At 73.2% G+C, this 26,017-nt stretch carries 19 protein-coding genes; 12 read left to right on the plus strand and 7 right to left on the minus strand.

Going from position 1 to position 26,017, the window contains the following annotated elements:
- Positions 1-46 precede the first annotated feature (46 nt).
- From moeZ to nudC, 5 genes are all read left to right on the plus strand, one after another.
- Positions 47-1,219, plus strand: coding sequence for an adenylyltransferase/sulfurtransferase MoeZ (gene moeZ, locus AC3WRM_RS00660; RefSeq protein ID WP_253027166.1), 1,173 nt, complete (start codon positions 47-49; stop codon positions 1,217-1,219).
- Positions 1,220-2,048: 829 nt separating this feature from the next.
- Complete coding sequence (locus AC3WRM_RS00665) at positions 2,049-2,351, plus strand: MGMT family protein (protein ID WP_492246851.1); 303 nt, start codon at positions 2,049-2,051, stop codon at positions 2,349-2,351.
- 31 nt (positions 2,352-2,382) lie between these two features.
- The gene (locus AC3WRM_RS00670; RefSeq protein ID WP_492246850.1) at positions 2,383-5,643 is read left to right on the plus strand and encodes an ATP-dependent helicase; all 3,261 of its coding nucleotides are present in this window, start codon (positions 2,383-2,385) and stop codon (positions 5,641-5,643) included.
- A complete protein-coding gene (locus tag AC3WRM_RS00675; protein WP_492246849.1) occupies positions 5,640-8,786 on the plus strand; it encodes an ATP-dependent helicase in 3,147 nt (1,048 codons plus the stop codon). Before AC3WRM_RS00670 ends, AC3WRM_RS00675 begins: the two co-directional genes overlap by 4 nt.
- The gene (gene nudC / locus AC3WRM_RS00680) at positions 8,783-9,673 is read left to right on the plus strand and encodes an NAD(+) diphosphatase (RefSeq protein WP_492246848.1); all 891 of its coding nucleotides are present in this window, start codon (positions 8,783-8,785) and stop codon (positions 9,671-9,673) included. The genes AC3WRM_RS00675 and nudC overlap by 4 nt, the downstream gene beginning before the upstream one ends.
- A gap of 52 nt (positions 9,674-9,725) precedes the next feature.
- On the opposite strand, the gene AC3WRM_RS00685 is transcribed toward nudC, so the two are convergent.
- Entirely contained in the window at positions 9,726-11,033 is a 1,308-nt protein-coding gene (locus AC3WRM_RS00685; RefSeq protein WP_492246847.1) for a dicarboxylate/amino acid:cation symporter, read from the minus strand.
- A 229-nt stretch (positions 11,034-11,262) separates the two neighbouring features.
- Positions 11,263-11,505 carry a mycoredoxin gene (locus tag AC3WRM_RS00690; protein WP_067855885.1) on the minus strand — a complete coding sequence of 81 codons (243 nt, stop codon included), beginning with the start codon at positions 11,503-11,505 and terminating at the stop codon, positions 11,263-11,265.
- A 152-nt stretch (positions 11,506-11,657) separates the two neighbouring features.
- On the opposite strand from AC3WRM_RS00690, the gene AC3WRM_RS00695 reads away from it, so the two are divergent.
- A complete protein-coding gene (locus tag AC3WRM_RS00695) occupies positions 11,658-13,700 on the plus strand; it encodes an ATP-dependent helicase (protein WP_492246846.1) in 2,043 nt (680 codons plus the stop codon).
- Here AC3WRM_RS00695 and AC3WRM_RS00700 read toward each other — a convergent pair.
- Positions 13,681-14,568, minus strand: a complete 888-nt coding sequence (locus AC3WRM_RS00700; protein WP_492246845.1) for an ArgP/LysG family DNA-binding transcriptional regulator — start codon at positions 14,566-14,568, stop codon at positions 13,681-13,683. The two genes, AC3WRM_RS00695 and AC3WRM_RS00700, sit on opposite strands and share 20 nt — an antisense overlap.
- A 69-nt stretch (positions 14,569-14,637) precedes the next feature.
- Here AC3WRM_RS00700 and AC3WRM_RS00705 point away from each other — a divergent pair, with 69 nt between their 5' ends.
- Complete coding sequence (locus tag AC3WRM_RS00705) at positions 14,638-15,276, plus strand: LysE/ArgO family amino acid transporter (protein ID WP_492246844.1); 639 nt, start codon at positions 14,638-14,640, stop codon at positions 15,274-15,276.
- A gap of 213 nt (positions 15,277-15,489) precedes the next feature.
- Here AC3WRM_RS00705 and AC3WRM_RS00710 read toward each other — a convergent pair whose 3' ends face one another.
- Positions 15,490-16,863, minus strand: a complete 1,374-nt coding sequence (locus AC3WRM_RS00710; protein ID WP_492246843.1) for an ABC1 kinase family protein — start codon at positions 16,861-16,863, stop codon at positions 15,490-15,492.
- A gap of 25 nt (positions 16,864-16,888) precedes the next feature.
- Positions 16,889-17,689, minus strand: coding sequence for a hypothetical protein (locus tag AC3WRM_RS00715; protein ID WP_492246842.1), 801 nt, complete (start codon positions 17,687-17,689; stop codon positions 16,889-16,891).
- Between the two features lie 408 nt (positions 17,690-18,097).
- Between AC3WRM_RS00715 and AC3WRM_RS00720 the strand changes: the two genes are divergently transcribed.
- Positions 18,098-18,589 (plus strand): M48 metallopeptidase family protein, encoded by a 492-nt coding sequence (locus AC3WRM_RS00720; protein WP_492246841.1) that lies wholly within the window; start codon positions 18,098-18,100, stop codon positions 18,587-18,589.
- Here the strand turns inward: AC3WRM_RS00720 and AC3WRM_RS00725 are convergent.
- The gene (locus AC3WRM_RS00725) at positions 18,543-19,097 is read right to left on the minus strand and encodes an NUDIX hydrolase (RefSeq protein WP_492246840.1); all 555 of its coding nucleotides are present in this window, start codon (positions 19,095-19,097) and stop codon (positions 18,543-18,545) included. The genes AC3WRM_RS00720 and AC3WRM_RS00725 overlap by 47 nt on opposite strands.
- Entirely contained in the window at positions 19,094-20,473 is a 1,380-nt protein-coding gene (locus AC3WRM_RS00730) for a zinc-dependent metalloprotease (protein ID WP_492246839.1), read from the minus strand. Before AC3WRM_RS00730 ends, AC3WRM_RS00725 begins: the two co-directional genes overlap by 4 nt.
- Before the next feature lie 96 nt (positions 20,474-20,569).
- On the opposite strand from AC3WRM_RS00730, the gene AC3WRM_RS00735 reads away from it, so the two are divergent.
- The 4 genes from AC3WRM_RS00735 to AC3WRM_RS00750 all read left to right on the plus strand — a co-directional run bounded on the left by AC3WRM_RS00735 (position 20,570) and on the right by AC3WRM_RS00750 (position 25,674).
- The gene (locus tag AC3WRM_RS00735) at positions 20,570-20,992 is read left to right on the plus strand and encodes a molybdenum cofactor biosynthesis protein MoaE (protein WP_492246838.1); all 423 of its coding nucleotides are present in this window, start codon (positions 20,570-20,572) and stop codon (positions 20,990-20,992) included.
- A gap of 35 nt (positions 20,993-21,027) precedes the next feature.
- A complete protein-coding gene (locus AC3WRM_RS00740) occupies positions 21,028-22,149 on the plus strand; it encodes a YlbL family protein (RefSeq protein ID WP_492246837.1) in 1,122 nt (373 codons plus the stop codon).
- Positions 22,146-22,694, plus strand: a complete 549-nt coding sequence (locus AC3WRM_RS00745) for a PPA1309 family protein (RefSeq protein WP_492246836.1) — start codon at positions 22,146-22,148, stop codon at positions 22,692-22,694. The genes AC3WRM_RS00740 and AC3WRM_RS00745 overlap by 4 nt, the downstream gene beginning before the upstream one ends.
- Positions 22,695-22,758: 64 nt before the next feature.
- Positions 22,759-25,674 (plus strand): UPF0182 family membrane protein, encoded by a 2,916-nt coding sequence (locus tag AC3WRM_RS00750; protein ID WP_492246835.1) that lies wholly within the window; start codon positions 22,759-22,761, stop codon positions 25,672-25,674.
- The last annotated feature ends 343 nt before the right edge of the window (positions 25,675-26,017 follow it).

A 26,017-nucleotide genomic window follows, 5' to 3' on the forward strand; every position in this document is an offset into this window, starting at 1 on the left:
GGCGTTGTGCCGGACGTCCCCTTCACCGTCACTGCGAGGAGCAGCCGTGGTCGCCCCCATCGTGGAACCCGCCGACGAACTGACCATCGACGAGGTCCGCCGCTACAGCCGGCACCTGATCATCCCCGATGTCGGGATGGACGGTCAGAAGCGGCTCAAGAACGCCAAGGTGCTCGTGATCGGCGCGGGCGGGCTCGGGTCGCCGGCCCTGCTCTACCTGGCGGCCGCCGGCGTCGGCACGCTCGGCATCATCGACGACGACGTCGTGGACGAGTCGAACCTGCAGCGCCAGATCATCCACGGCCAGTCCGACATCGACCGGCCCAAGGCCGTCAGTGCCGCGGAGTCGGTCGCCGAGGTCAACCCGTACGTGAAGACGATCGTGCACGAGGCGCGCCTCGACAACGACAACGTCCTCGACATCTTCAGCCAGTACGACCTGATCGTCGACGGCACCGACAACTTCGCCACGCGCTACCTCGTCAACGACGCGGCCGTCATCCTCGGCAAGCCGTACGTGTGGGGCTCGATCTACCGCTTCGAGGGCCAGGTGTCGGTGTTCTGGGCGCAGGAGGGTCCGCAGTACCGCGACCTCTACCCCGAGCCGCCGCCGCCCGGCATGGTCCCCTCGTGCGCCGAGGGCGGCGTGCTCGGCGTCCTGTGCGCGTCGATCGGGTCGATCATGGTCACCGAGGCGATCAAGCTGATCACCGGCATCGGCGACCCGCTCATCGGCCGTCTGATGGTGTACGACGCGCTCGAGATGCGGTACACGACGCTGAAGATCCAGCGCGACCCCGAGGGCGAGCTGCCGACCGAGCTGCTCAGCGACTACGAGGCGTTCTGCGGTGCGATCAGCGACGAGGCCGCCGACGCCGCGGCCGGGTCGACGATCTCCGTCGCCCAGCTCGACGGGTGGCTGAAGGAGCGCAACGACGGTGGACGCGACTTCGTCCTCGTCGACGTCCGTGAGCAGGTCGAGCGGGACATCAACCACATCCCCGGCTCGATCCTCATCCCCAAGGGCGACTTCCTCAACGGCAAGGCGCTCTCGGAGCTCCCCGACGACAAGCAGATCGTGCTGCACTGCAAGTCGGGCGTCCGCTCCGCCGAGGCCCTCGCCGTCCTCAAGGGCGCCGGCTTCAAGGACGCCGTCCACGTCGCCGGCGGTGTCGTGGCCTGGGTCGACCAGATCGACCCCAGCCAGCCGTCGTACTGACCCCACCCCGACGCCGCGGGTCGGGTGCCTCGAGCACCCGCCCGCGGCGTCGGTGCGTGTGAGGGGGTGCTTCGCGTCGGTCTGCGGCTGCGGTGGAGCGGCTTACCGCTCGGGTGGGGGTGCGTCGGTGTGGCTCCTCGCTCGGGTGGGGGTGCGCTGGTGCGGCTTCGTGGTCGAGTGGGGCTGCGTCGGCGCGGCTTTGACTCGTCCTGCGTTCCGAAAGGGCCTTGACCGGGCGGCTGGGCGGGGGTCGGCTTCGGGTCCCGGGCTGTGGCCTGCGTGGGACGCAACATGCTGCGTTTGTGTGCGGGAGGGGCAAGGATGCTGCGTTTGCTACGGGATCCCGTCGTGAACGCAGAAGCGTTCGGTCTGGTTCGCGTGAATGCAGAATCTTGGGTGCCCTTTGCGTTGGGGTGACGAAGGATTCTTCCTTCTCGTGGACCGTTCCACGAGAAGGAAGAATCCTTCACCCGTCTGGCCCCGTCAGCGGTGGATGCGCCACCTGAAGAGCGCTCAGAAGGTGGCAGATCCACCGCCGGCACGCACGAATGCAGATTCTTGCGTCCGACGCGGGCCGCAGCCCGAGAACCCAGACCACCGGCCCGCCAGCCGCCCGGTCGAGGCCCTTTCGGAGACCACCTCCACGAGAACCCGCGCCGACGCAGCCCCACTCGAGCGGTGAGCCGCACCGACGCAGCCCCACCCGAGCGGTGAGCCACGCCCACACAACCCACCCGACCACGAACCCACACCAGCGCAGCCGCAGGTCGACGACAAGCCCGACCGCCGCAGCCGCAGGACCAGACCTCGCGCCAGGCATGATCAAGGGGTGGACGAGGAGTACGTGGAACGGGTGCTGAGGCTGGTGGAGCGGATCCCGGCCGGGAGGGTGCTGCCCTACGGGCGGGTGGCGGAGGTGCTGGCGGGTGGGTACGGGCCCCGCTACGTCGGGCGCATCATGTCGCTGTACGGGCACGCCGTGTGCTGGTGGCGGGTGCCGCGGGCCGACGGCACGCTGCCCGCCCCGCTGATGATGGAGGCCCAGCAGCGCTGGGCGGAGGAGGGCACGCCGGTGCGCAACGGCCGCGTCCACGTCGCCGAGGCGCTGTGGGGCGAGGCGGGGGCGTCCTGAGGCTGTCGGAGCCCTCTGCTGGGATGGTCTCGTGACCGTCCAGTACCACCTCCAGCGCCCCGAGCCCGCGACGTCGGCGCGCCGTGTGGTGCTCGACCCGAGCCAGCAGGCGGTGCTCGACCACGTCGCGACGGTCGGCGGCCCGCTCCAGGTGCTGGCGGGTCCCGGCACCGGCAAGACGACGACGCTCGTCGAGCTGGTGGCGCAGCGTGTCGAGTCCGGTGCGCTCGCGGCCGACCAGGTCCTCGTGCTCACGTTCAGCCGCGCCGCGGCGCAGGAGGTCAAGGCGCGCATCGCCCGACGCCTGGGCCGCACCGTGGCCACCACGCCGGCCATGACCTTCCACTCCTTCTGCTACGCGCTCGTGCGTGCCGAGCAGGACACCACCGACTTCCGCAGCCCCGTCTCGCTGCTCAGCGCGCCGGAGCAGGACGCGGTCCTTGCCGACCTCCTCGCCGGCACCGACCCGCAGGAGTGGCCGGAGGCGCTGCGGCCCGCGCTGCGCACGCGAGGCCTGACGGCCGAGCTGCAACGCCTGCTGGGCGCCGCCCGCGCCCAGGGTCTCGACAGCGTCGACCTGCTCGCCGTCGGGCAGCGGACGGGGCGGGCCGACTGGCAGGCCGCCGCCCGCTTCTTCGACGACGTCACCTCGGTGGCCGCGTTCACCAACACGATCGACCACACCGACCTCGTGTTCCAGGCCGTCACCCTCCTCGAGGACCCCGAGTGCCGGCGCCGCTGGCGCGACCGCCTGCGGCTCGTCGTCGTCGACGAGTTCCAGGACACCGACCCGCTGCAGGTCGCGCTGCTGCAGGCGCTCGCCGGCGACGGGCGCGACCTCGTGGTGGTGGGCGACCCCTACCAGTCCATCTACGGCTTCCGCGGTGCCGACGTCACCGGCATCCTGCGCTTCACGGAGCAGTTCGCGACGCCGCGGGGCGAGCCCGCGGTGCTCACCCTCGCGCGCACCAACCGCTACGGTGCCGCGATCGCCGCGGCGGTCCGCTCGGTCGTGGAGAACCGTGGAGCGGTCCCGGGTCCCGACGGGGAGCGTCTCGCCGCCCTGCGCTCGCCCGCCACCGACCCCGCGCGCTCGGGCGCCGTGGAGGTCCGCACCTTCTCCTCCGCCACGGCCGAGGCCGAGCACGTGGCGCTGCTGCTGCGCGAGGCGCACCTCGTGGCCGACCGTCCCGTCCCGTGGGACCGCATGGCGGTGCTCGTCCGGTCCTCGGCCCACCTCGACCGGCTCCACCGGGCGCTCTCCGCCGCAGGGGTACCGGTCCAGGTGGCCGGCGACGAGCTCCCGCTCGCCGTCGAGCCGGCCGTGCGCACGCTGCTCGCCGCGCTGCACGCGGCGCAGACCCTGCACGCGGGCGAGCCGCTCGACCCCGAGGCGGCCACGTCGCTGCTCACCGGCCCCCTGGGGGCGATGGACGCGGCCGGCCTGCGACGGCTCGGCCGGGTGCTGCGCCGCGACGACGCCGCCGAGCACGGTCGGCCCCGACCCTCGCGCCTCCTCGTCGCCGAGGTGCTCGCCGACCCGCCGCGGCTCGCCACGCTCGCCGCCGACGGACCGGAGGGCATCGCCGTGCAGCAGGCGCGACGGGTCAGCGGCCTGCTGGTGCGCGCCGTCGAGCAGCTCGCGGCCGGCGCGTCCGCGGAGGAGGTGCTCTGGACGTTGTGGGACGGCACCGCCTGGCCACAGCGGCTGCGCGCCGAGGCGGAGTCCGGCGGGGAGGGGGCGGCCCGCGCGCACCACGACCTCGACGCCCTCTGCGCGCTGTTCGCCGAGGCGGCCCGCGCCGAGGAGCGGGAGGCCCACCGCTCGGTGGGCGAGGTCGTCCTCGCCCTCGAGGCGCAGCAGATCCCGTCCGACACGCTGGCCCAGGCCCCCGACGACACCCGCGCGGTGCGGCTCATGACCGCGCACCGCTCCAAGGGCCTGGAGTGGGACCTCGTCGTCGTGGCCGGGGTCCAGGACGGCGAGTGGCCGGACACGCGGCTGCGCAGCAGCCTCCTGCAGCCCGAACGGCTGACCAGGGACGGCGTGGCGCCGTACCCGAGCACCCGTGCCGCGATCGCGGAGGAGCGTCGACTGTTCTACGTCGCGTGCAGCCGGGCCCGGGAGCGGCTCGTGGTCACCGCCGTGGCCAGCGGGTCCGACGACGGCGACCAGCCGTCGCGCTTCGTCGGCGAGCTGCACACGTCCCTCACCCGTCCCGACGAGAGCCGCTCGGCACGGCGGACCCTGCCCGAGACGGAGCACCGGCCGCGCCGTGCGCTGTCGCTGCGCTCCGCCGTGGCCGAGCTCCGACGCATCGGCGAGAACACCGACGACCCGGTCGAGCGTCGGCGCGTGGCCGAGCAGCTCGCCCGCCTGGCCAGGCACCCGGCGGGCCGGGCGGCCCACCCGGACCGGTGGTGGGGTCTCGCGCCCCGCACGGCCTCCGACGCACCGCTGCGGCCCGCCGACCAGCCGATCCGGCTCTCCGGCAGCCAGGTGTCCGCCCTCGAGCAGTGCCCGTTGCAGTGGTTCCTCGACCACGAGGCCCGTGGCGCACACGCCACCACGTCGGCGCAGGGCTTCGGCTCGATCGTGCACGCCATCGCGGCCGACGTGGTGCGCACCGGTGCCACCCCCGACGTCGCCGCGATGTCGGCGCACCTCGACGACGTCTGGCACGAGCTCGACCTGCCCCCGTGGGTCGGGGCCCGGGAGAAGGCGGCCGCCGTCGACGCGCTCGGCCGGTTCGCCACCTGGCACACCGAGAACCCGCGCACCGTGGTCGCGGCCGAGCACCCGTTCGACGTCGAGGTGGAGGGCGAGGGCCGGGCGGTCCGCCTGGGCGGATCGATGGACCGCGTGGAGGTCGACGACGAGGGGGGCGTGCACGTCGTGGACCTCAAGACCTCCAAGAACCCGCCGTCCTCGCGCGACATCGCCGTGCACCCGCAGCTGGGCGTCTACCAGCTCGCCGTCGAGCACGGGGCCACCGCCGACGTCGCCCCCGAGGGACGGGCGGCCGGTGCCGAGCTGGTGCAGCTGCGCGTCGACGCCTCCGGTGCACCGAAGGTCCAGCCGCAGGACGGCCCCCGCGACGACCAGCCGTTCTTCGCGGTGGAGCAGCTGCGCCGCAGCGTGCGCACGGTGGCCGAGGAGCAGCTGGTCGCCACGGCCTCGCCGAACGCCTGCGGCTGGTGCCAGTTCCGTCGCGTCTGTCCCGCCCACGACGACGGTGCCAGCATCCTCGTCCGGCAGCGCGGGACGGTCACGGGGGAGGAGCAGGGATGAGCCTCGTCCGCGACGCGCACCACCTGCGCGACCTCGTCGGCATCCCGTTCTCCGAGCCGCAGGTCGCTGCCATCACGGCCGGGCTCGACCGTCCCGGCGCCATCATCGCCGGTGCCGGGTCGGGCAAGACGACCGTCATGGCGGCGCGGGTGCTGTGGCTCGTCGGGCACCTCGGCGTGGCACCCGAGCGGATCCTCGGACTGACCTTCACGAACAAGGCGGCCGCGGAGCTCGGGCAGCGGATCCGGGCGAGCCTGGAGCACCTGCCCGCCGACCCGGGCGACCCGTGGGGCGACGTGACGGCCTCGACGTACCACGCGTTCGCCGGGTCGCTCATCACCGAGCACGGGCTGCGGCTCGGGATCGAGCCGGACCTGCAGGTCGTCACCGATGCGTCGCGGTTCCAGCGCATGGCCCGCGTCATCTCCTCCTACGACCGCGAGCTGCGCTTCATCGGCACCCACGTGCCCACGCTGGTCGGCCAGGTGATGGCGCTGGACTCCCAGCTGTCCGAGCACCTCGTCAGCCCGGAGCAGCTGCGCCAGCACGACGCCGCCGTCGTCGCGGAGTTCGAGGCCGTCGGCAAGCCCGCGCTGCTGCGCGACGCCGCGCTGACCGCGCTCAAGCGCAGCGAGCTGAGCCTGCTGGTGGAGGCCTACCGCGCCGCCAAGGCGGCCGACGGCGTCATGGACTTTTCCGACCAGATGGCGTGGGGCGCCCAGCTCGCGCAGCTGCCGGAGGTCAGGGACGCCCTGCGGGAGCGCTACGACGTCGTGCTGCTCGACGAGTACCAGGACACCTCGGTCGCCCAGCGTGACCTGCTGCAGGCGCTGTTCTCGGGCCTTCCCGTCACGGCCGTCGGTGATCCCGCGCAGGGGATCTACGGCTGGCGGGGAGCCGCCACCGGCAACCTCGAGGAGTTCCTCGACGACTTCCCGGCCGCCGACGGCAGCCGGGGTCGCCAGTTCGCCCTTGTGGAGACCCGACGGTGCGCGCCGGAGGTCATCGCCGCCGCCAACCACCTCGCCCAGCCGTTCTACGCGTCGTCGTCCGTGGTCTCCCCGCTCGTCTCGGCGGCCGACCTGACCGGACGGGTCGACGTCGCCCTGCACCGCACCGTCGACGAGGAGATCGCCGCCCTCGTGGCCGGCGTCGTCGCCGAGCACGAGGCCGGCCGGCCCTGGGCCGACATCGCCGTCCTCGTGCGGGTGGCCCGCGAGAACGGGGAGATCGTCAAGGCGCTGCGCGACGCGCACGTGCCGTTCGAGATCGTCGGCCTGGCAGGGCTGCTCGTGCAGCCCGAGGTGCTCGACGTCGTCTCCCTGCTCGAGGTCGTCGAGGACGTCACCGCGAACCCGGCAGTGCTGCGGCTGCTGGCCGGGCCGCGCTGGAACGTCGGACCGCGCGACCTCGCCCTCCTCGGTCGACGCGCCGCGACGTTGAGCGGCCGCGGGCACGGGGCGCAGGACGACGCCACGCTCGCCGAGGAGCTGGCGCGAGCGGTCGAGGGCACGGACCCCACGGAGGTCGTCTCGCTCGCCGAGGCGCTCGACGACCCCGGCGACTTGCCCTACGACCCGCGGGCGCTCGACCGCTTCGCCGACCTGTCGCGGGTCGTCCACCGGGTCCGCGCGCACGTCGGCGAGCCGCTGCTCGACCTCGCACGCCGGGCGGTCCGTGCGCTCGACCTCGACGTCGAGCTCGAGGCGGGCGACGTCGAGGGTGCGTCCGACAACCTCGCGACGTTCCTCGACGCGGTGGCCGACTACGGGGCCACCGACCGCTACGCGTCGCTCACCGGCCTGGTGACCTACCTGCGAGCCGAGTCCGACTTCAACGAGGGCATGGAGGTCACGACGCCCTCGGAGGCGGACTCGGTCAAGCTGCTGACCATCCACCGCTCGAAGGGCCTGGAGTGGGGCGCGGTCTTCGTGCCGCTCGTCTCGGGCACCGTCTTCCCGTCCGGTCGGGGTCGGCCGAGCTGGCTGACGAACGGCAGCGCGCTGCCGACGTCGCTGCGTGGCGACGCGGCGAGCCTGCCCGACCTCGCCGAGTGGACTCCGGCCGCCGGCCGCGAGCTGCGCGCGGCGAGTCGGGAGGCCGACCTGCTCGAGGAGCTGCGCCTCGGCTACGTCGCCTACACCCGCGCCAAGGAGCGCGTGGTCGTGAGCGGTCACTGGTGGGGACGCACCCAGCTGAAGCCGCTCGGGCCCTCCGACTTCCTCCTCACCACGCGCGACTGGCTGGCCGAGCAGGGGCTCGACCCGCTGCACTGGGCCGAACCGCCCGCCGAGGACGAGACCAACCCGCACCTCGTGGTCGCCGACGGGATCGCGTGGCCGGTCGAGCCGCCGGCGCTCGACGGGCGGCGCGCGCTGGCCGAGGAGGTCCTCGCGGCGCTCGACGGCGGCGGGGCGCCGGTGCCCGAGCTGCCGGTGCCGGGGGACCGGGTGGCCGAGCTGTCGCTCGAGATCGACCTGCTGCTCGCGGAGGCCGAGTCGGCGGAGGCGGAGGGCCGGCCGGTCGAGCTGCCGTCCACGCTGTCGGCGACGTCCGTCCTGGCGCTGGCGCAGGACGAGTCGTCGTTCGCGCGCAGCCTCGCACGGCCGATGCCGCGCCAGCCCTCGGGCGCGGCGCGGTTCGGCACCCGGTTCCACGCGTGGGTGGAGTCCCACTACGGCCAGCGACCGCTGCTCGAGCCCACCGAGCTGCCGGGTCAGGGCGACGTCGAGCTCGCGGACGACGCCGAGCTCGCCGACGTGATCGAGCGGTTCGAGGCGGGCCCGTACGGGCACCGCACGCCGCACACGATCGAGGCGCCCTTCTCGATGCTGCTGGCGGGCCAGCAGGTGGTCGGGCGCATCGACGCCGTGTTCGCGACGACCACGCCGACCGGCCGCGGGTTCGAGGTGGTCGACTGGAAGACGAGTCGCCAGGCCGACGCCGACCCGCTGCAGCTCAGTCTGTACCGGCTGGCGTGGGCCGAGCTGCACGGTCTCGACCCCGCGCAGGTCTCGGGTGCGTTCTACTACGTGCGACTCGGCACGGTGGTGCGCTACGCACCCGAGGAACTCCTCGACCGGGAGGCGCTCGAGGCGCTGCTCGCGCCGGGCGACGGCCTCGGGCCTAACCTGGCGGGGTGAGCGCCTCGACCTCGTCCGCGACCCCGCCGTTCGCCTTCGACCGGGCCCGCCACGACCGCGCCGGTCTGCTGCGGGCCGACGACGCGTGGGACGGTCCGCGGGTGCGGGTCCTGGTGCTCGGCGGTGAGCACGTCGCGACGGTCGACGGACCCGCCCTGCGCTGGCTGTCGCGTGAGGAGGCTCCGGAGGGCACGTGGATCTTCCTCGGCGAGCTCGCCGGAGTGCCGCACGCCGCCGTCGTCGTCGAGCGCGTGCCGCAGGAGCTGACACCGGTGAGCATCCGCGTCCTCGCGCCCCTCCTGGGTGCCGACGACCTCTCGTTGGCGGTCCACGCCGTCGGGATGGCGCGGTGGCTCGCCGCCACCCCGTTCTGTCCGCGCTGCGGCGGTGCCACCGAGATCCGGTCGGCCGGTCACCTGCGTCGGTGCACCGTGTGCGGCACCGACCACTTCCCGCGCACCGACCCCGCCGTGATCATGCTCGTCACGGACGACGAGGACCGCGCGCTCCTCGGGCACCAGGCCAGCTGGCCGGAGGGACGCTGGTCGACGCTCGCGGGGTTCGTCGAGCCCGGGGAGACGCTCGAGGACGCCGTCCGCCGCGAGGTCGCCGAGGAGTCCGGTGTCGTCGTCGGCGAGGTGTCCTACGCGGGCAGCCAGCCCTGGCCGTTCCCCGCCAGCCTCATGGTGGGCTTCTTCGGCCGGGCGACGGCCACCGACATCGAGGTCGACGGCGTCGAGATGGCGGCGGCCCAGTGGGTCACGCGCGAGCAGCTGCTGGCGCAGGGCGAGGCGGGCACGCTGCTGCTCCCGCCGAGCGGGGTCTCGATCTCCAGCTGGCTCATCGAGAGCTGGCTGGGCGAGCGCGTCCCGGCTGGCTGGTACTGACTGACGCTGCGTCGCCCTCGTCCCGTCCTGCGCCTCGGCCGGCACCCGGCCCTCACCGATCTCGCGACGTCATCTCGTCACCCTGCGTGACGGTCGCGTCACGGTCGCGGTCGCGGACGCCGTCGACGGCACGCTCGTCGTAGACGTCACGGTCCAGCTCGCCCTCCGCGCTCGCCACGAGGACGGCGACGAGCGTGTCGCCGTTGACGTTCAGGAAGGTCCGCAGGATGCCGGTGAACCAGTCGACGGCGATGAGGAGGCCCACGGCCTGCAGGGGGAGGCCGAGCGAGGTGGTCAGGAACGTGGCGACCACGGGGAACCCGCCGGGGACCGTGATGGTGCCCATGTTGAGCAGCACCGCCAGCGCCATGCCCAGGACGATGTCGCCCCACCCGAGCTGGACGCCGCCTGCCTGCGCCAGGAACATGACCACGACGACGTAGTTGAGAACCGCGCCGTAGGAGCCCATCGTGAGCCCGACCGACAGGGTGAAGTTGGCGACGCGGGGGCTCACGCCGATCTTGTCGATCGCGGTCGTCAGGACGGTGGGATACGTGACGGCCGAGCTCGTGGTGGTGACGGCGATCGCCGTCTGGTCGGCGACCTTCCTCGGCAGGCGCCTCGGGTCGATGCCGGTGCGCACCACCACGACCGCGACGAACAGGACCAGGAGCAGCAGCACGCCGAGCGCCGTCGTGCCCAGGTAGGCGAAGGAGGTCGTGACGACGGCGAAGCCGACGTCGCCCGCCAGGGCGGCGAGGAGGCAGAAGACACCGATCGGGGCGATCCGCATCACGATCTGGATCATCGTCAGCACGACCTGCTGGACGCTCGACAGCACCTCCAGGACGAGCGTGCTGCCGGTCTGGTTGATGGTCGTCCGGAGCGCCAGGCCGAAGAGCAGCGAGAACACGATGATCGGAACCATGGTCGCCGTCGACATGGCCTCGAAGACGTTGGTGGAGACGAAGCCGAGGAGGGTCTGCTGCCACCCCGTGTCGGCAGCGGCCTGGGCGGAGCCCTCGAGCGCCGGGTCGAGCCGGCCGTCGAAGGTCATCCCCGACCCCGGCTCGAGCAGGCTGCTGAGGGCCCATCCGAGGACGGCCGCCACGCAGGAGAAGCCGATCATCCACCCGAAGGTCCGCGCCGCGAGCCGCCCGGTGCCGCTGCCGCTCATGCCCGCCGTCGCGACGATCACCGACGCCATCACCAGGGGCACGATCGACATCTGGATCAGCCGGATGAACAGGTCACCGACGAACTTCAGGTTCGCCGCCCAGTCGCCGACGGCCAGACCGAAGACGATGCCGAGCAGGGCGGCTGCGCCGATCTGGGTGGCGGGGTGCTTGAGCAGGGTCATGGGGCCTCCGACGGTGGTGCGGGACGAGGGCCCGCTCGACGGAGGGGCAACCACACCTGCGTCCCCCCACGGGCCCGGATCGTGACGCCCCTACGTTCCAGGCCGGGTGTTTCGAGCACGCTCCAGCGACATCAAGGTTTCATGAACCGTGTCGGAGCGAGACGTCGGTTTCAGGTCGAGCGCCGCGCTGGCCCGGGGTCGTCGGAGGACCGCCGGACCCCTGGGCGGGTCAGACGCCGAGCTGGGCCTTGACCTGGGCCACGGAGGGGTTCGTCAGCGCGGTGCCGTCGGCGAACACGAGGGTGGGCACCGTCTGGTTGCCGTTGTTGGCCTTCTCGACGATCGCGGCAGCCTCGGGGACCTGCTCGATGTCGACCTCCTCGAAGCTGATGCCCTCGCGCTGCAGCTGCGACTTCAGCCGGTGGCAGTAGCCGCACCACGGGGTCGAGTAGAGGGTGAAGTCGCCGGTCATCGTTGTCTCCTGTGCGGTCTAGGCTGGTCGTACCGGCGTCGACGACACCGGTGCCACGGAGGTCAACGACACCACGGCCAAGCTTGTTCCGTCCCGCCGCCCCGTCGCCGCACCCCCCGCCCGTCCCCGACCGACCAAGGAGAAGTGCCCGCGTGCCCAGCCCCGAGGACCTCCTCGAGAACCTCGACCCCGAGCAGCGGGCCGCCGCCGAGGCCCTGCGCGGCCCGGTCTGCATCGTCGCCGGTGCCGGGACGGGCAAGACCCGCGCCATCACCCACCGGATCGCCTACGGCGTCGCGACCGGGCTGTACGTGCCGACCGAGGTGCTGGCGCTCACGTTCACCACCCGTGCCGCGGGGGAGATGCGCGGGCGGCTCGCCCAGCTCGGCGCACCCCACGTGCAGGCCCGCACGTTCCACTCCGCGGCGCTGCGCCAGGCGCGGTACTTCTGGCCGCAGGTGTACGGCACCGAGCTGCCCGAGGTGGTGGGCTCGAAGTTCGGTCTCGTCGCCGAGGCCGCGAGCCGCGAGGGCATCCGTCGGCCCGACAACGCGGTCATCCGCGACCTCGCCGGCGAGGTCGAGTGGGCCAAGGTCAGCAACGTCCGCGGCGCCGACTACCCCGACGTCGCACGCCGTCGCGGACGTGAGGTCGCCGACCTCGACCCCGGGCGGGTCGCCGCCGTCATGGCCGCGTACGAGGACGTCAAGCGCGAGCGGGGCCGCATCGACTTCGAGGACATCCTGCTCATCACGGCCGCGATCCTCGCCGACGACGAGCGCATCGCCGCCCAGGTCCGGCGCCAGTACCGGTGGTTCGTCGTCGACGAGTACCAGGACGTCAACCCGCTCCAGTCGACGCTGCTCGACCTGTGGCTCGGCGGACGCGACGACGTGTGCGTCGTCGGCGACCCGCGCCAGACCATCTACACGTTCGCCGGGGCGTCGCCGCAGATCCTCGCCGACTTCGCGCAGCGCTACCCCGACGCCGAACGGGTCTCGCTGGTGCGCAACTACCGCTCCACCCCGCAGGTGGTGGCGGTCGCGAACGCGGTGTTCGACGGCGTCCGGGGCGAGGCCCACGGCCGACCGCTCCAGGCACAGGCCGCCCCGGCGGAGCCCGTGCGGTACTTGGGGTACAGCGACGAGCCGAGCGAGGCGTCCGCGGTCGCCGACGAGGTGGTGCGGCTGCACCGTTCCGGGGTGCCCTACCGCGAGATGGCCGTCCTGTTCCGGATCAACGCGCAGTCGGAGGCCTTCGAGGAGGCCCTGGGCGAGCGCGACGTCCCGGTCACGCTGCGCGGGGTCGAGGGCTACTTCCAGCGCGCCGAGGTGCGTCAGGCCGTCACGCTCCTGCGCGGTGCGGCGCGCGCGGGCGAGGCCGGTGCCGACGCGACGGTCGACGTCGACGCACCCGACCGCGGCAGGCTCGGGCACGAGGTCCGCGCGGTCCTGGCGAGCATGGGACACACGGAGACCGCGCCGTCGGGCCCCGGTGCCACACGTGACCGGTGGGAGTCGCTGCACGCGCTCGTGACGATGGCCGACGACCTGGCCGAGTCCCGGCCGGAGGCCGGGCTCACGGAGCTGCTCGCCGACCTCGACCGTCGCGCCCAGTCCGCCCACGCGCCCACCGCGGAGGGCGTCACCCTCGCCACGCTGCACGCCGCCAAGGGCCTGGAGTGGGACGCCGTGTTCTGCGTCGGCATGCACGAGGGGATGCTGCCCATCACCCACGCCGACACCCCGCGGGCGGTGGCGGAGGAACGCCGGCTGTTCTACGTCGGGGTCACCCGGGCCCGCCGCCACCTGACCATCTCCTGGGCGCGAGCCCGCAGGCCCGGTGGACGGCAGGGTCGCAAGCCCACCCGGTTCCTCGACCCGCTGCTGCCGCCGGACCACCCGGCCCGCGGCGGCTCCGTCGGCCCACGACCGAAGAAGCGCAGCAACGTCGAGCTGGAGTCGCTCGACGCCGACGCGCGCGCGGTGTTCGAGCGGCTGCGCGAGTGGCGCAGCGCGACCGCGGCGGAGGCGAAGGTCCCGGCGTACGTGGTGTTCACCGACGCGACGCTGCTCGCGCTGGCGGAGCTGCGGCCCGCTGACGTGCACGGCCTGGTCGGGATCCCCGGGATCGGCCAGACGAAGCGCGAGCGCTACGGCGAGGCCGTGCTGGAGGTCATCGCCCAGCAGGGCTGAGCGTCTCGGCTGCGGTCGCCACCACCGCGTCGGTCAGCTGGTCCAGGAGGGCCGAGGGTGTCCGCCAGCGCTGCCACGACAGCGGGGAGCGGATCGTCGGACCTCCGAGGTCAACGAGGTCGGGTCCGTACATCGCGGCATGCTCGGCGGGCAGGAGCCCCCAGCCGAGCCCGAGGGAGACGGCCCGCGCGAAGTCGTGCGGCGACGGCACCAGGTGGCGTGGGGTGAGAGAGGCGTCGACGTCGTGCGCGGCCAGCCAGTCGGCCTGGAGCGAGTCGGTCGGGTCGTAGTCGACGCGCGGCGCGGTGCGCAGCTCGGTCTCGCCGACGCCCCCGGGAGCCCAGCGCTGCAGCCAGCCGCGCGACGCCATCGCCCGGTAGGTGAGTGCGCCGAGCGGGACGGCCCGGCACCCGGGCACGGGCTCGGCGCGGGCGGTGACCGCCGCCATCACCGTGCCGTCCTCGAGCATGCGCGCGGTGCGGGTCTGGTCCTCGCGGTACAGCTCCACCTGCACGTCGCTCGTGCGGGTGAGACGCGCGAGCGCCTCGAGGAACCAGGTGGCGAGGGAGTCGGAGTTCACGGCGACGGCGATCCGCGGCAGCCGCGCCCCGGCCAGGCCGAGCTCGGTGGCGGCGTCCTCGTCGAGGAGGGCGAGACGGCGCGCGTAGCGGAGCACGACCTCCCCGGCGGCCGTCGGTCGCACGGGCGTCGTACGCACGAGCAACCGCTGACCGACCGACTCCTCCAGGGCCTTCACCCGCTGGCTGACCGCCGACGGGGTCACGTGCAGCGCGCGAGCGGCAGCGTCGAACGTGCCGGCCTCCACCACCGCAGCGACGGTGCGGACGGCGACGGGATCGGACCACATGAAGCCATGCTAATGCTGGTGAAGAATTCTTCGCTGGTCCTGAAGGTGATGGCGTCCTAGCGTGGCCGCGTGACCAGTCTCCTCTCCGGCCTCGGCGCCGGTCTTGCCCTCATCGTCGCGATCGGCGCGCAGAACGCGTTCGTCCTGCGCCAGGGGCTGCGCCGCGAGCACGTCGGGCTCGTCGTCGCCGTCTGCGCGCTCTCCGACGTCGTGCTCGTCGCCGTCGGGGTCGTCGGGCTGGGCCGGCTCGTCGAGTCGGTGCCGTGGTTCGTCGACGCGGCCCGCTGGGGCGGCGCGGCGTTCCTCGCCGCCTACGCGGTCCTCGCGCTGCGCCGGGCCGCGACGGGGCCCGGGGAGTCGCTCGAGGTCGAGGACGAGGCGCGTCGTCCGGCCGGCGGCGCGGTGGCCGTGCGGGTCCGGTCGAGCGCGGGACGGGTCGGTCTCACGGCCGTCGCCCTGACCTGGCTCAACCCGCACGTCTACCTCGACACCGTGGTGCTGCTGGGCTCGGTCGCAGCCTCGCACGGCGACGCCCGCGGATGGTTCGCTCTAGGTGCCATGACGGGCAGCGTCGTCTGGTTCACGGCCCTCGGCTTCGGCGCGCGTCACCTCGGCCGCTGGCTGCGCGAGCCGCGCGCCTGGCGACTGCTCGACGGCACGATCGGCTGCGTCATGCTCGTGCTGGCCGCGGGCCTCGTGCTCCGCTGAGCGTCGTGCGTCATCCCCAGGGCCTCGACCGGGCGGCCGGACGGGGCGCTGGTCCGGGGTCTCGGGCTGTGACGTCGGCGCGGGGTGGACGCACGATGCTGCGTTCGTGTGTCGGCGGGTCGAGGAGGCTGCGTTGGTGACGGGATCCCGTCGTGAACGCAGAAGCGTTCAAGCCCTCGCGCGCGAAGGCAGGATCGTGCGTGCGCTCTGCGTTCAGTCCGGTGGCTCGAACCCGGGGATCGACTCCTCGAGGATCGAGCGGAACGGTGCCGTCGCGTTGAGCTGGCACAGCACGCCGACGCCACCGAGCCAGACGCGGTGGATGAGCAGGTACTCCGGCGGCAGGTTGATCTTCATCGACGTCGACATCCCCTCGCCGCCGAGCCCGACCCGGCCCGCCTGCTCGCGCAGCCAGGCCCGGGAGAACGTGAACTCCGGCGCGCCCGCAGGCTCGACGAACGGCGCGATGTAGCCGGCCATCACCTCGGGGTCGATCTTCGTGCCGGGCCGCAGGAACCCCTCGCTGCGCAGGTGGTCGGTCACCGCCTGCGCGTCGCCCGACAGCGCCGCGGTGAGGAGGGGCCCGAGCGCGGGGGGCAGACCGTCGGGCAGGTGCGCCACCGCGCCGAAGTCGACGACGCCGAGACGTCCGTCGGGCAGCACCCTGAAGTTGCCGGGATGGGGGTCGGCGTGCAGCAGCCCGACGCGGTCGGGGCTGGTGAGCAGGAACCGGACGTACCGCTCGCCGTAGCGGTCGCGGTCGTCCTGGCTGCCGTCGCGGATGAGGTCGGCCAGGGAGCCCGTGGACTCCATCCACGTGCTCACGAGGACGCGCTCGGTCCCGTGCACCACGCCGGGCACGAAGACGTCCGGGTCGTCGGCGTACTCCTCGTGGAAGCGCTGCTGCGCGGCTGCCTCGAGCGTGTAGTCGAGCTCCTCGACCACGCGGTCCTCGAGCTCCTGCAGCAACGCCTTGACGTCGATGCCTGGCGCGAGGACGCCGAGCAGACGCGAGATGCGCGAGAGCTGGCGCAGGTCCGAGCGCAGCGCCTTCGCGGCCCCGGGGTACTGGATCTTGACGGCCACCTCGCGTCCGTCGTGCCATCGGCCGCGGTGCACCTGCCCGATCGACGCCGCCGCGGCGGGCTGGTCGCCGACCTCGACGAGCCGGTCGCGCCAGTCGGCGCCGAGCTCGGCGGACAGCTGGCGGTGCACCACGTCGACGGGCATCGGGGGTGCGGCGTCCTGCAGGCGCGTGAGGGTCTCGCGGTAGGGCGCGGCGATCTCCTCGGGCAGGGCCGCCTCGAAGATGCTCATGGCCTGGCCCATCTTCATGGCGCCGCCCTTGAGCTGGCCCAGCACGCTGAACACCTGCTCGGCGGTGCGTCGCTGCACCTCGGTCAGCACGGCGTCGGCGGGCGCGCCCCCGATCCGCCGACCCACGCCGAGAGCGGTGCGGCCGGCGAAGCCGACGGGGAGCGCGGCGAGCTTCGCACCACGGGTGAACGCGCCGACCGGGAGCGACGACCGACTCCGGCGACCGGTGTCGCGCTCGTCGGCGGCGTCGTCCGGCTCCTGTGGCTCCACGTCTCCCAGGATAGGTGGCATCGGCTCAGGCGTCCCGATGGAGCAGGCTCGTGCAGCCCTCGTGGACCGGGACCGGTTCGCGCACGACGTCGCGTCCGTGCAGGTGGAGCACTCCTGCCACCGTCTCGGGGCGATCCGGTCCGGCGCAGGCGGCCGTCTGCTCGGCGACCACGGCCGCGACGCGGTGCAGCAGGGCCGGTGCGGGCGAGGGCGGAGGAGCGGCGACGAGTGGGCGACCCAGCTGCCGCACCACCGCCGCCCAGGTCGGGTCCGCCGTGGCGCGGGCGGCGTCGTGGCACCCGAGGCACGACGTGCGTCCCGCGAGCGTCAGGGGCCCGACCCGGGCCCGGTGCTCGTCCACGACGACGGGAAGGACGGGCAGACCGGTCTCCACCGCTCGCGCCACCCACTGCCGGTCCGGCTCGCCCGCGGCGACGAGCACGAGCAGCGCGGCGTCGCCGACCGGGTCGGGGCGCAGGCCCAGCGCGTCGACCGCCGACGTCACGACCTGCGCCACGTGCTCGCTGCCCGCCCAGGCGCGGATGCGGACCGAGAGCCGGGGCGGCGTCGGCGGCGGGCCCGCCCGCAACGCGCCACGGGCCAGCAGCTCGTGCACGACCGCGCGCGGGTCGTCCTCGAGCTCCGGCACCCTCTCCACAGCCAGCTCCGCGACCGACGCCAGGCTGCGACCGTCGAGCAGCCGCAGGAGGGCGACGAGGCCAGGTCGGTCCGCCAGCACCACGCCTGGCCGGCCCGCCACCGTCAACGTCCGCGCGTCACGACGCACGACGTCGCCCCCGGGCAGCAGGACGGGCCGCAACGTCATGAGGCCCACCCTGCGTGGCCCGAGAGGCTCGGACCAGCGGACGTCCACAGCGTCGGGAGAGGCCTCGCTGCGTCCGGACGTGCGAGAGCCGGGCTCCCGAGGGTCTGCCTTCCCCTGCGGACCTGATTCGGGAGCCCGGCTGAGGACACCGTAGGGGTACGACGGGGGCGCGTCAACCGACTTGGCAGAACCGTTGTCCACTCCTGTGGACAAGCCTGTGGGGAAGATGTGCGCATCGCCGTCCACCGGTGTGGACGACGGGTGGACAGACGGGGCGGGGCCCGTGGAACGACACGTTCCAACGGTATGGAACCGCCCTCTGACCTGCGGTGGGACGGCGGCGTCGTCGAGCGGGGGATGTGGACGAAGATTCCTCGCCGGTCTGAGCCCTCGGCTACCGTCGAGGACGTGGGCGAGGTGGAGATCAGGCGCAGCACGCGACGTCGTCGCACCATCCAGGCGTACCGCGACGGCGACCGCACGATCGTGCTCGTGCCCGCCCACCTGTCGCCGGAGCAGGAGCGTGAGGAGGTCGCGCGGCTCGTGGCCCGTCTCGACGCCCGCGTCGCCCGGACCCCTGCTGGCGACGACGAGCTCATGGCCCGGGCGCGCACCTTGTCGGACCGGTACCTCGACGGTCGTGCCGTGCCCAGCTCGGTGCGGTGGGTCACCAACCAGACGCAGCGGTGGGGGTCCTGCACGGCCGCGACCGGTGCGATCCGCATCTCCCACCGCGTGCGCGACATGCCCGACTACGTCGTCGACCACGTCGTCCTGCACGAGCTCGCCCACCTGCTCGAGCCCAACCACTCACCGAGGTTCTGGGCGCTGCTCGCGGACTACCCGCACGCGGTCAAGGCCGAGGGGTTCCTCGAAGGCGTGTCCTGGCAGCAGCGATGAGCGCGAGGGTGTCGGCGTCGGTCGGGTCCACGGGCTCGTCCACGCCGAACCAGGCCACCGGGTCCTCCCCGTCGGCCACGACGGGCTCGGCGTCGACCGGGGCCACGGCGAGGAGCTGGACGTCGAGGTGGTGGCCCCCGGGCGAGCAGAACGGCACGGCGTGCCGCGAGAGCCGGAGCGGCTCGGGGTCGACCTGCAGCCCGTCGATGCCCGTCTCCTCGAGAGCCTCACGCGCCGCGGCGTCGACCAGGCTCGCGTCGTCCGCCTCGCAGTGCCCGCCGGTCTGCAGCCACAGCCCGGCCTTGCGGTGACGTACCAGCAGCACCCGCCGCGCGTCGGCGGTCATCACCAGCGCGCTGGCCGTCAGGTGGTCCGGGCGGCAGGGGCGCAGCATCCCGTCCGGGTGCGCGGCGAGGTGCGCCAAGTACGACACGCGCAGCTCCTCCTGCCCTGCGTCGGGTGCCGTCCAGGCCGCCAGCGTGCGCGTCGCGTCGGCGTGCAGGCTCACCGCGCGTCGCCGGTGCCGGGCTCGTCGTCGCGGTCGTGGGCACCGTCGCCCGACTCGCCGGACAGCAGCTCGTCGAGGGCGGCGTCGAAGTCGTCGTCGCCGGACTCGCCGTTCGCGAAGCCCAACGGGTCGTCGAGGTCGGCCGCGGTCGGCATGAGGTCGGGGTGGGTCCAGGCGGCGTCACGGGCCGCCGGGCCCTGACGGTCGCGGACGGCCGCCCAGAGGTTCGCGGCGTCGCGCAGACGCCGTGGGCGCAGCTCCAGACCCACGAGCGACGCGAACGTCTGCTCGGCCGGACCGCCCGTGGCACGGCGACGGCGGACCGCCTCGGCGAGGGCGGGCGCGGAGGGCATGTCCCGGGAGGCCTGCGAGACGACCTCGTCGACCCAGCCCTCGACGAACGCGAGCAGCGTCTCGAGCCGCTCGACCGCGTGCTGCTGGCCGGGGGTGCGGCGCGGCTCGAACAGGCCGCCCTGCATCGCCTCCGCGATGGCCTCGGGGCGGCTGGGGTCGATCTCGCGCACCTGCGCCTCGATCGCCTCGACGTCGATGTGCGTCCCCGCACCGAACTCGTCGATGGCACCGACCAGGGCCTGCTCCAGCCAGGGAGCGTGCGCGAACAGCCGGTGGTGCGCGCACTCGCGCAACGTGACGTAGAGCAGCACGTCGGCCGACGAGTGCTCGAGCCCCTCGCCGAAGGCCTCGACGTTGTGCGGCAGCACGGCGGCCACGCGGCTCGGACCCATCGGCAGGCCGATGTCGGTGGACGACAGCACCTCGGTGGCCAGGCCCGCGAGGCCCTGTCCGATCTGCTGCGCGAACATGGCGCTGCCGGCCTGGTTCAGCATCCCGATGAGCGGACCGGCCATGGCACGCGCCTCGTCGGGGATGGCCTGGGCGATCGCCCCCACGACGTTGTCGGCGATCGGCTCCACCAGCCGACGCCAGGACGTGCCGGTGGCCTCGACCCACTCCGCACGGCTCCACGCGACGGACGACGTCGTGGCCGCGGGCACGTCCGTGACGCGGTCCAGCCACGTCTCGGCCAGCCGGACGGCGTCGGCCACCGCCCCCACCTGGCCCGCGTGCGGCGACGGGTCGGGACCGGCTGCGGCGACGGTGCGGCGCGCGACGTCGCGCGCGGTGTCGAAGTCGACCGAGCCGTCCTGGGTGGCGCCGCTGAACAGCTGCTGCATCTGCCCGAAGATCGCGCCGAGGTCGGGTGCCTGTCCGGCGGGGCCGCCGGCGGCGCCCGGGATCCCGCCGAGCGCGCCGAAGACCTGCTCGAAGGGGGTCCCGGCAAAGGGGTTGGGCTGCTGCGGCTCCCGGTTCTCCTCGGAGGAGGAGTCGTCGCGGTCGTCAGGTGTGTCGGCCATGACGCCAGCGTATCGAGGCGGCCCCACGGGGCGGGGCGTTCGCCGCCGCTCGCGCTGGGCGGCGCGGCGCGGTCGCGCCGACTACGGTGGTGTCCCATGAGCACGGTCCGCCTGGTCGACGTCCGCGACACCGCCCTGAGCCTCGACGAGGTCTTCGCCGCGGTGCGCGACCCGCACGCCGGCGGCGTGGCCCTCTTCGTCGGCACGGTGCGCGACCACGACGGCGGGCAGGACGTCAGCGCCCTGTCGTACAGCGCGCACCCGAGCGCGGTCGAGCGGCTGCGCGACGTCGCGGAGCGGGTCGCGGCCGAGGAGGACGTCGTCGCGGTGGCCGCGGTGCACCGGGTGGGCGACCTGGAGATCGGCGACCTCGCGGTCGTCGTCGGCGTCTCCGCCGCCCACCGCGCCGAGGCGTTCGTCGGTGCCCGCCGGCTCATCGACGAGCTCAAGGCGGAGGTCCCGGTCTGGAAGCACCAGACGTTCGAGACCGGCGACGCCGTGTGGGTCGGGGCCTGTTGACCGGCCGGGTTGTCGCCGAACTCTAGGGTGGAGCCGTGCCCGACGACCCTGGACGAGACACCGCCGTGCCCGAGGGCGCCCCGCTGGACCCCGACGCCCACCGCCTCGGGCGGCGCTACGTCACCCTGCTCGTCGCAGGCGTGAGCGTCGTCGCCCTCACCTGCGTGGCGTTCCTGCTGCCCGCCCCCTACGTGACGATGCGCCCCGGTCCGGCGTTCGACACGTTCGGCGAGATCGGCGGCCGGCAGATGTTCACGTTCGGCAAGGGCGTCAAGACCTACCCGGTCGACGGTGCGCTGGACTTCACCACGGTGTCCGTCACCCGGGCCGACACCCACGTGAGCCTCGGGTCGGTCGTCGAGGCGTTCCTCACCTCCGACGTGGCCGTCGTGCCCCGCGACATCGTCTACCCCGACGACGAGTCCGCCGCGGCGTCGAAGGCCGAGGGCCAGGCGCAGCTGACCAGCTCCAAGGACAGCTCGCTCGTCGTCGCGTTGAGGGCCGCCGGCTACCGCGTGGGCGAGCGGTCGTCCGTCGCCGCCGTCGCGCAGGACGGTGGCGCCGCGGGCCGGTTGAAGCCGAAGGACGAGATCACCGCCGTCGACGGTCGACGCACGCCGTCCTCCGCGTCGGTCGTCGAGGCCGTGGGTCGGGTCAAGCCGGGTGCGACCGTCACCCTCGACGTGGTCCGTGACGGCAAGCAGCGCACCGTCGACGTGACCACCCGCCCCGACCCGCGCGACGCATCCGTCCCGCGGGTGGGCGTCTCGCTCGGCACCGTCTACGACTTCCCGATCGATGTCGAGAACAACGTCGGCGACGAGGTCGGCGGGCCCAGCGCCGGCACCATGTTCGCGCTCGCGATCTACGACCGGCTCACGCCCGGCTCGCTCACGGGTGGGCGCAAGATCGCCGGCACCGGCACCATGAGCCCCGACGGCACCGTGGGTCCCATCGGCGGGGTGCGCCAGAAGATCGCCGGTGCCGCCGCGGCGGGCGCCACGGTGTTCCTCGTCCCCGACGCGAACTGCGCGGAGGCCGCGCAGGGCTCGGACCACGGCATGACCCTCGTGCGCGTCGCCACCTTCGACGAGGCCGTCAAGGAGCTCGAGGCGCTCGCGAAGGACCCCGACGCCCGGGTCAGGACGTGCTCGTGACCACGCCCGAGCAGGAGCCACTGCCCTCCACGCCGCTGCGGCTGGCCGCGCTCGAGGTCGAGGCGCACGTGGCTGCGGACGGGTGGGACCAGGCGCCCCGCCTCTACGCGCTCGTGCGCACGGCCGCACTCGTCGAGGCCGAGCCGTCGCTCGCCGCCCAGCTCGCCGTCCCGCTGCGTGACGCTCCGGACGGGTTCACGACGATCGAGCAGGAACTGCACCTCGAGGGACGACCGCTCGAGGACGTGCTCGACGAGATCCAGTGGCCCGACGCCGTCGACGGGTGCGCCGTCGTCGTCGAGCGGATCATGCTGCCGCCGGAGGCCGAGCAGGACCTGCCGTCGGACCCGGCCGCGGTCGCGGAGGCTGCCGCCGGCCACCCCGCCCGCCAGGACGTGCGCCTCGTGGCCGCCGTCGACCGGACGGGGGAGCGGCACAGCGCCGTCCGAGCCCGCACGCCCGCCGACGCGGCGCTCCTCGAGGGCCCCGACCTCGTGCCCGGTCTGGTGCAGGCCCTGCTCCGCACCCTCGACCTGAACGCCTGACGTAGGCTCGCCCCACCGTCAGCCCCACCGCTGGACCCGACCCCAGAACGACACCTGGAGCCCCGTGAGCGACATCTTCGGTACCCCCCGTCCCCGACCCGAGCCGACGCCCGGCGGGGTGGACAAGCGCCGGAAGGTGCTCGTGCCCACGCTCGTCACCCTGGCGGCGCTGCTGTTCCTCGGGTCGATCTTCACGTCGGTGTGGACCGACCGGCTCTGGTTCCGGTCCGTCGACTACTCGAACGTGTTCACCACGGTGATCGTGAACCGGGTCGGCCTGTTCGCGGTGCTCGGCCTGCTGTTCGGGCTCGTCGTCGCCGCCAACGCGTGGCTCGCGCACCGGCTCCAGCCGGACGCGCTCCCGGTGCGCCGCGACGACCCCGCGTTCCGGTACCGGCAGGCGCTCTCGCCGGTGAAGCGTCCGGCGCTCGTCGTGCTCGCGGTCGTGCTGACGGTCTTCGCCGGCTCCGTCGCGTCGTCGCGCTGGGAGACCTTCCAGCTGTGGCGCCACGGCACGTCCTTCGGCCAGCAGGACCCGCAGTTCAAGAAGGACATCGGCTTCTTCGTCTTCGACCTGCCGTGGCTCAACTTCCTGTCCTCGTTCCTGTTCGCCCTGGTCGTCGTGGCCGTCCTGGTGAGCGTCTTCGTGCACTACGTCTTCGGCGGCATCCGGTTCGCCGGTCGCGGCCCGCGCTTCACGCGCGCGGCGCAGGTGCACCTCGCGGTGCTGGTCGGGTTCGGCGTGCTGCTGCGGGCGTTCGGCTACTGGCTCGACCGCTACAACCTGGCCGTCAACGGGTCCGGTCTGTTCACCGGCATCGGCTTCACCGACGCGAAGGCCCGGATCCCCGCGGCGAACATCCTCATCGGCGTCGCGCTCGTGTGCGCCGTGCTGTTCTTCGCGTCCGTCTTCGTGAAGTCGTGGGTGCTGCCGGGGGTGGGACTCGGCCTGCTGCTCCTCACCTCGGTGCTCATCGGCGGTGTCTGGCCCTACGTGATGCAGTCCTTCCAGGTGCGGCCGTCGGAGCCGGACAAGGAGGGTCCGTACATCGCCCGGAACATCGAGGCGACCCGCGACGCCTACGACGTCGCCGACGTCGAGACCGAGGACTACACCGCGAACACGACGCTGACGCCGCAGGAGCTCAACGCGTCGGCCGAGTCGCGCGTCAGCACCCGGCTCCTCGACCCCACGCTCATCTCGCCGGCGTTCCAGCAGCTGCAGCAGGTGCGCGGCTACTACACCGTCCCGGACACCCTCGACGTCGACCGCTACAAGCTCGGCGACGACGACATCCCGCAGGACGTCATCATCGCGGCCCGCGAGCTCGACCTGGGCGGCCTGCAGGACTCGCAGCGCAACTGGGCCAACGACCACACCGTCTACACCCACGGCTACGGCATCATCGCCGCGCGCGGCAACCAGCGGGGCGAGCAGGGCGAGCCCGTGTGGGTCGAGAAGGACATCCCGCCGGTCGGTGAGATCGAGACCGAGGTGCCGCCGCGGATCTACTTCGGCGAGAGCTCCCCGTCGTACTCGATCGTCGGTCGTCCGGACGGCGCCGCACCGATCGAGGTCGACATCCCGCGCGGTGGCGGGTCGGGCAACGACGGCGCCGAGAGCGCGACGCAGAACACCTACGACGGCGAGGGTGGCGTGCCCGTCGGCAGCCTCTTCCACAAGGTGCTCTACGCGTTCAAGTTCGCCGAGCCCAACATCGTGCTCTCCAACCGCGTCAACGAGAACTCCAAGATCCTCTACGACCGGCACCCCCGCGACCGCGTCGAGAAGGTCGCACCGTGGCTGACGGTCGACGGCGACACCTACCCGGCCGTCGTCGACGGTCGCGTGGTGTGGATCGTCGACGGCTACACGACGAGCAACAGCTACCCCTACAGCGAGCGCCGCTCGCTGCGCCAGGCCACCGACGACACGCTGACGCAGGGTACGTCGCAGGCCGCGCTGCCGACGGACAACGTCAACTACATGCGCAACTCCGTCAAGGCCGTGGTCGACGCCTACGACGGCAGCGTGAAGCTGTACCAGTGGGACACCCAGGACCCGGTCCTCAAGACGTGGATGAAGGTCTTCCCGGGTGTCGTCGAGCCCCGCTCGGAGATCGACCAGAGCCTGCTGGAGCACCTGCGCTACCCGGTCGACCTGTTCAAGGTCCAGCGCAACGTGCTCGAGCGCTACCACGTGACGGACGCGCAGACGTTCTACGAGGACGGTGAGCGCTGGCGTGTGCCCGAGGACCCGGCGACCCCGTCGGGCCAGACGAAGACCCAGCAGCCGCCGTACTTCCTGACGACGGCCCGTCCCGGCCAGGAGGACCCGGCGTTCTCGCTGACCAGCGTCTACCTCCCGAACAGCCGCCAGAACCTGGCTGCGTTCATGTCGGTGAACTCGGAGGCGTCGAGCGAGGACTACGGCAAGATGCAGATCCTGCAGCTGCCGAGCGACACGCAGGTGCCGGGTCCGAGCCAGATCGCCAACCAGTTCAGCTCCGACCGCGGCGTGACCCAGGCGTTGCTGCAGTTCCGTCAGTCCGACGCGCAGGTCCTCAACGGCAACCTGCTGACCCTGCCGGTCGGCGACGCGCTGCTGTACGTGCAGCCCGTCTACATCCGACGGCAGGCGACCGAGGGCACGTACCCGGTGCTGCAGTTCGTCGCGGCGTCCTTCGGCGAGGAGGTCGGCTTCGGTCAGACCCTCGACGAGGCGCTGCGCGTCGCGCTCGGCCTGGCCGAGGGGTCGGTGCCCGACCCCGACGAGGAGTCCTCGGGCGGCGGCACCGGCGGCGGTGGCGACGGTGGCGCGAAGACGACCCAGGAGTACCTGCGCGACGCATCGGCGGCCTACTCCGCGGCCCAGAAGGCCCTCGAGGAGGGCGACCTCGCCGAGTACCAGCGTCGGATTGACCAGATGAACGCAGCGGTCGAGAACGCCCAGGACGCCCTCGGCCAGTCCGACCAGTAGCCCCGCCCGGGGTTCCGCTGGTCGAGTAGTCCGACCGGCGACGAAGGAGCCCGGTCGGGCGTATCGAGACCACTCTGGGCTGTCGCTGGGGGTTGGTCCGCGCTGGTCCGTTGCCGGGTGGTCTCGATACGCGGCACGGAGCTCCTTCGTCGCTCGTGCCGCTACTCGACCAGCGGAGCGTTTCGCTGGTCGAGTAGCGCGGAGCGCTGGGGGCACCTCCCGCTTGCGGGGGCGGAACGAGCGTGCTTCGGGCGTATCGAGGCCACTCTGGGGGTTCGCTGGGGGCCGGTTTGCGTTGATCCGTTGCCGGGTGGTCTCGATACGCGTCCACGGCGTTCGTCCC

The organism is Aeromicrobium sp. EU05-FHT14F07, from assembly GCF_058790455.1.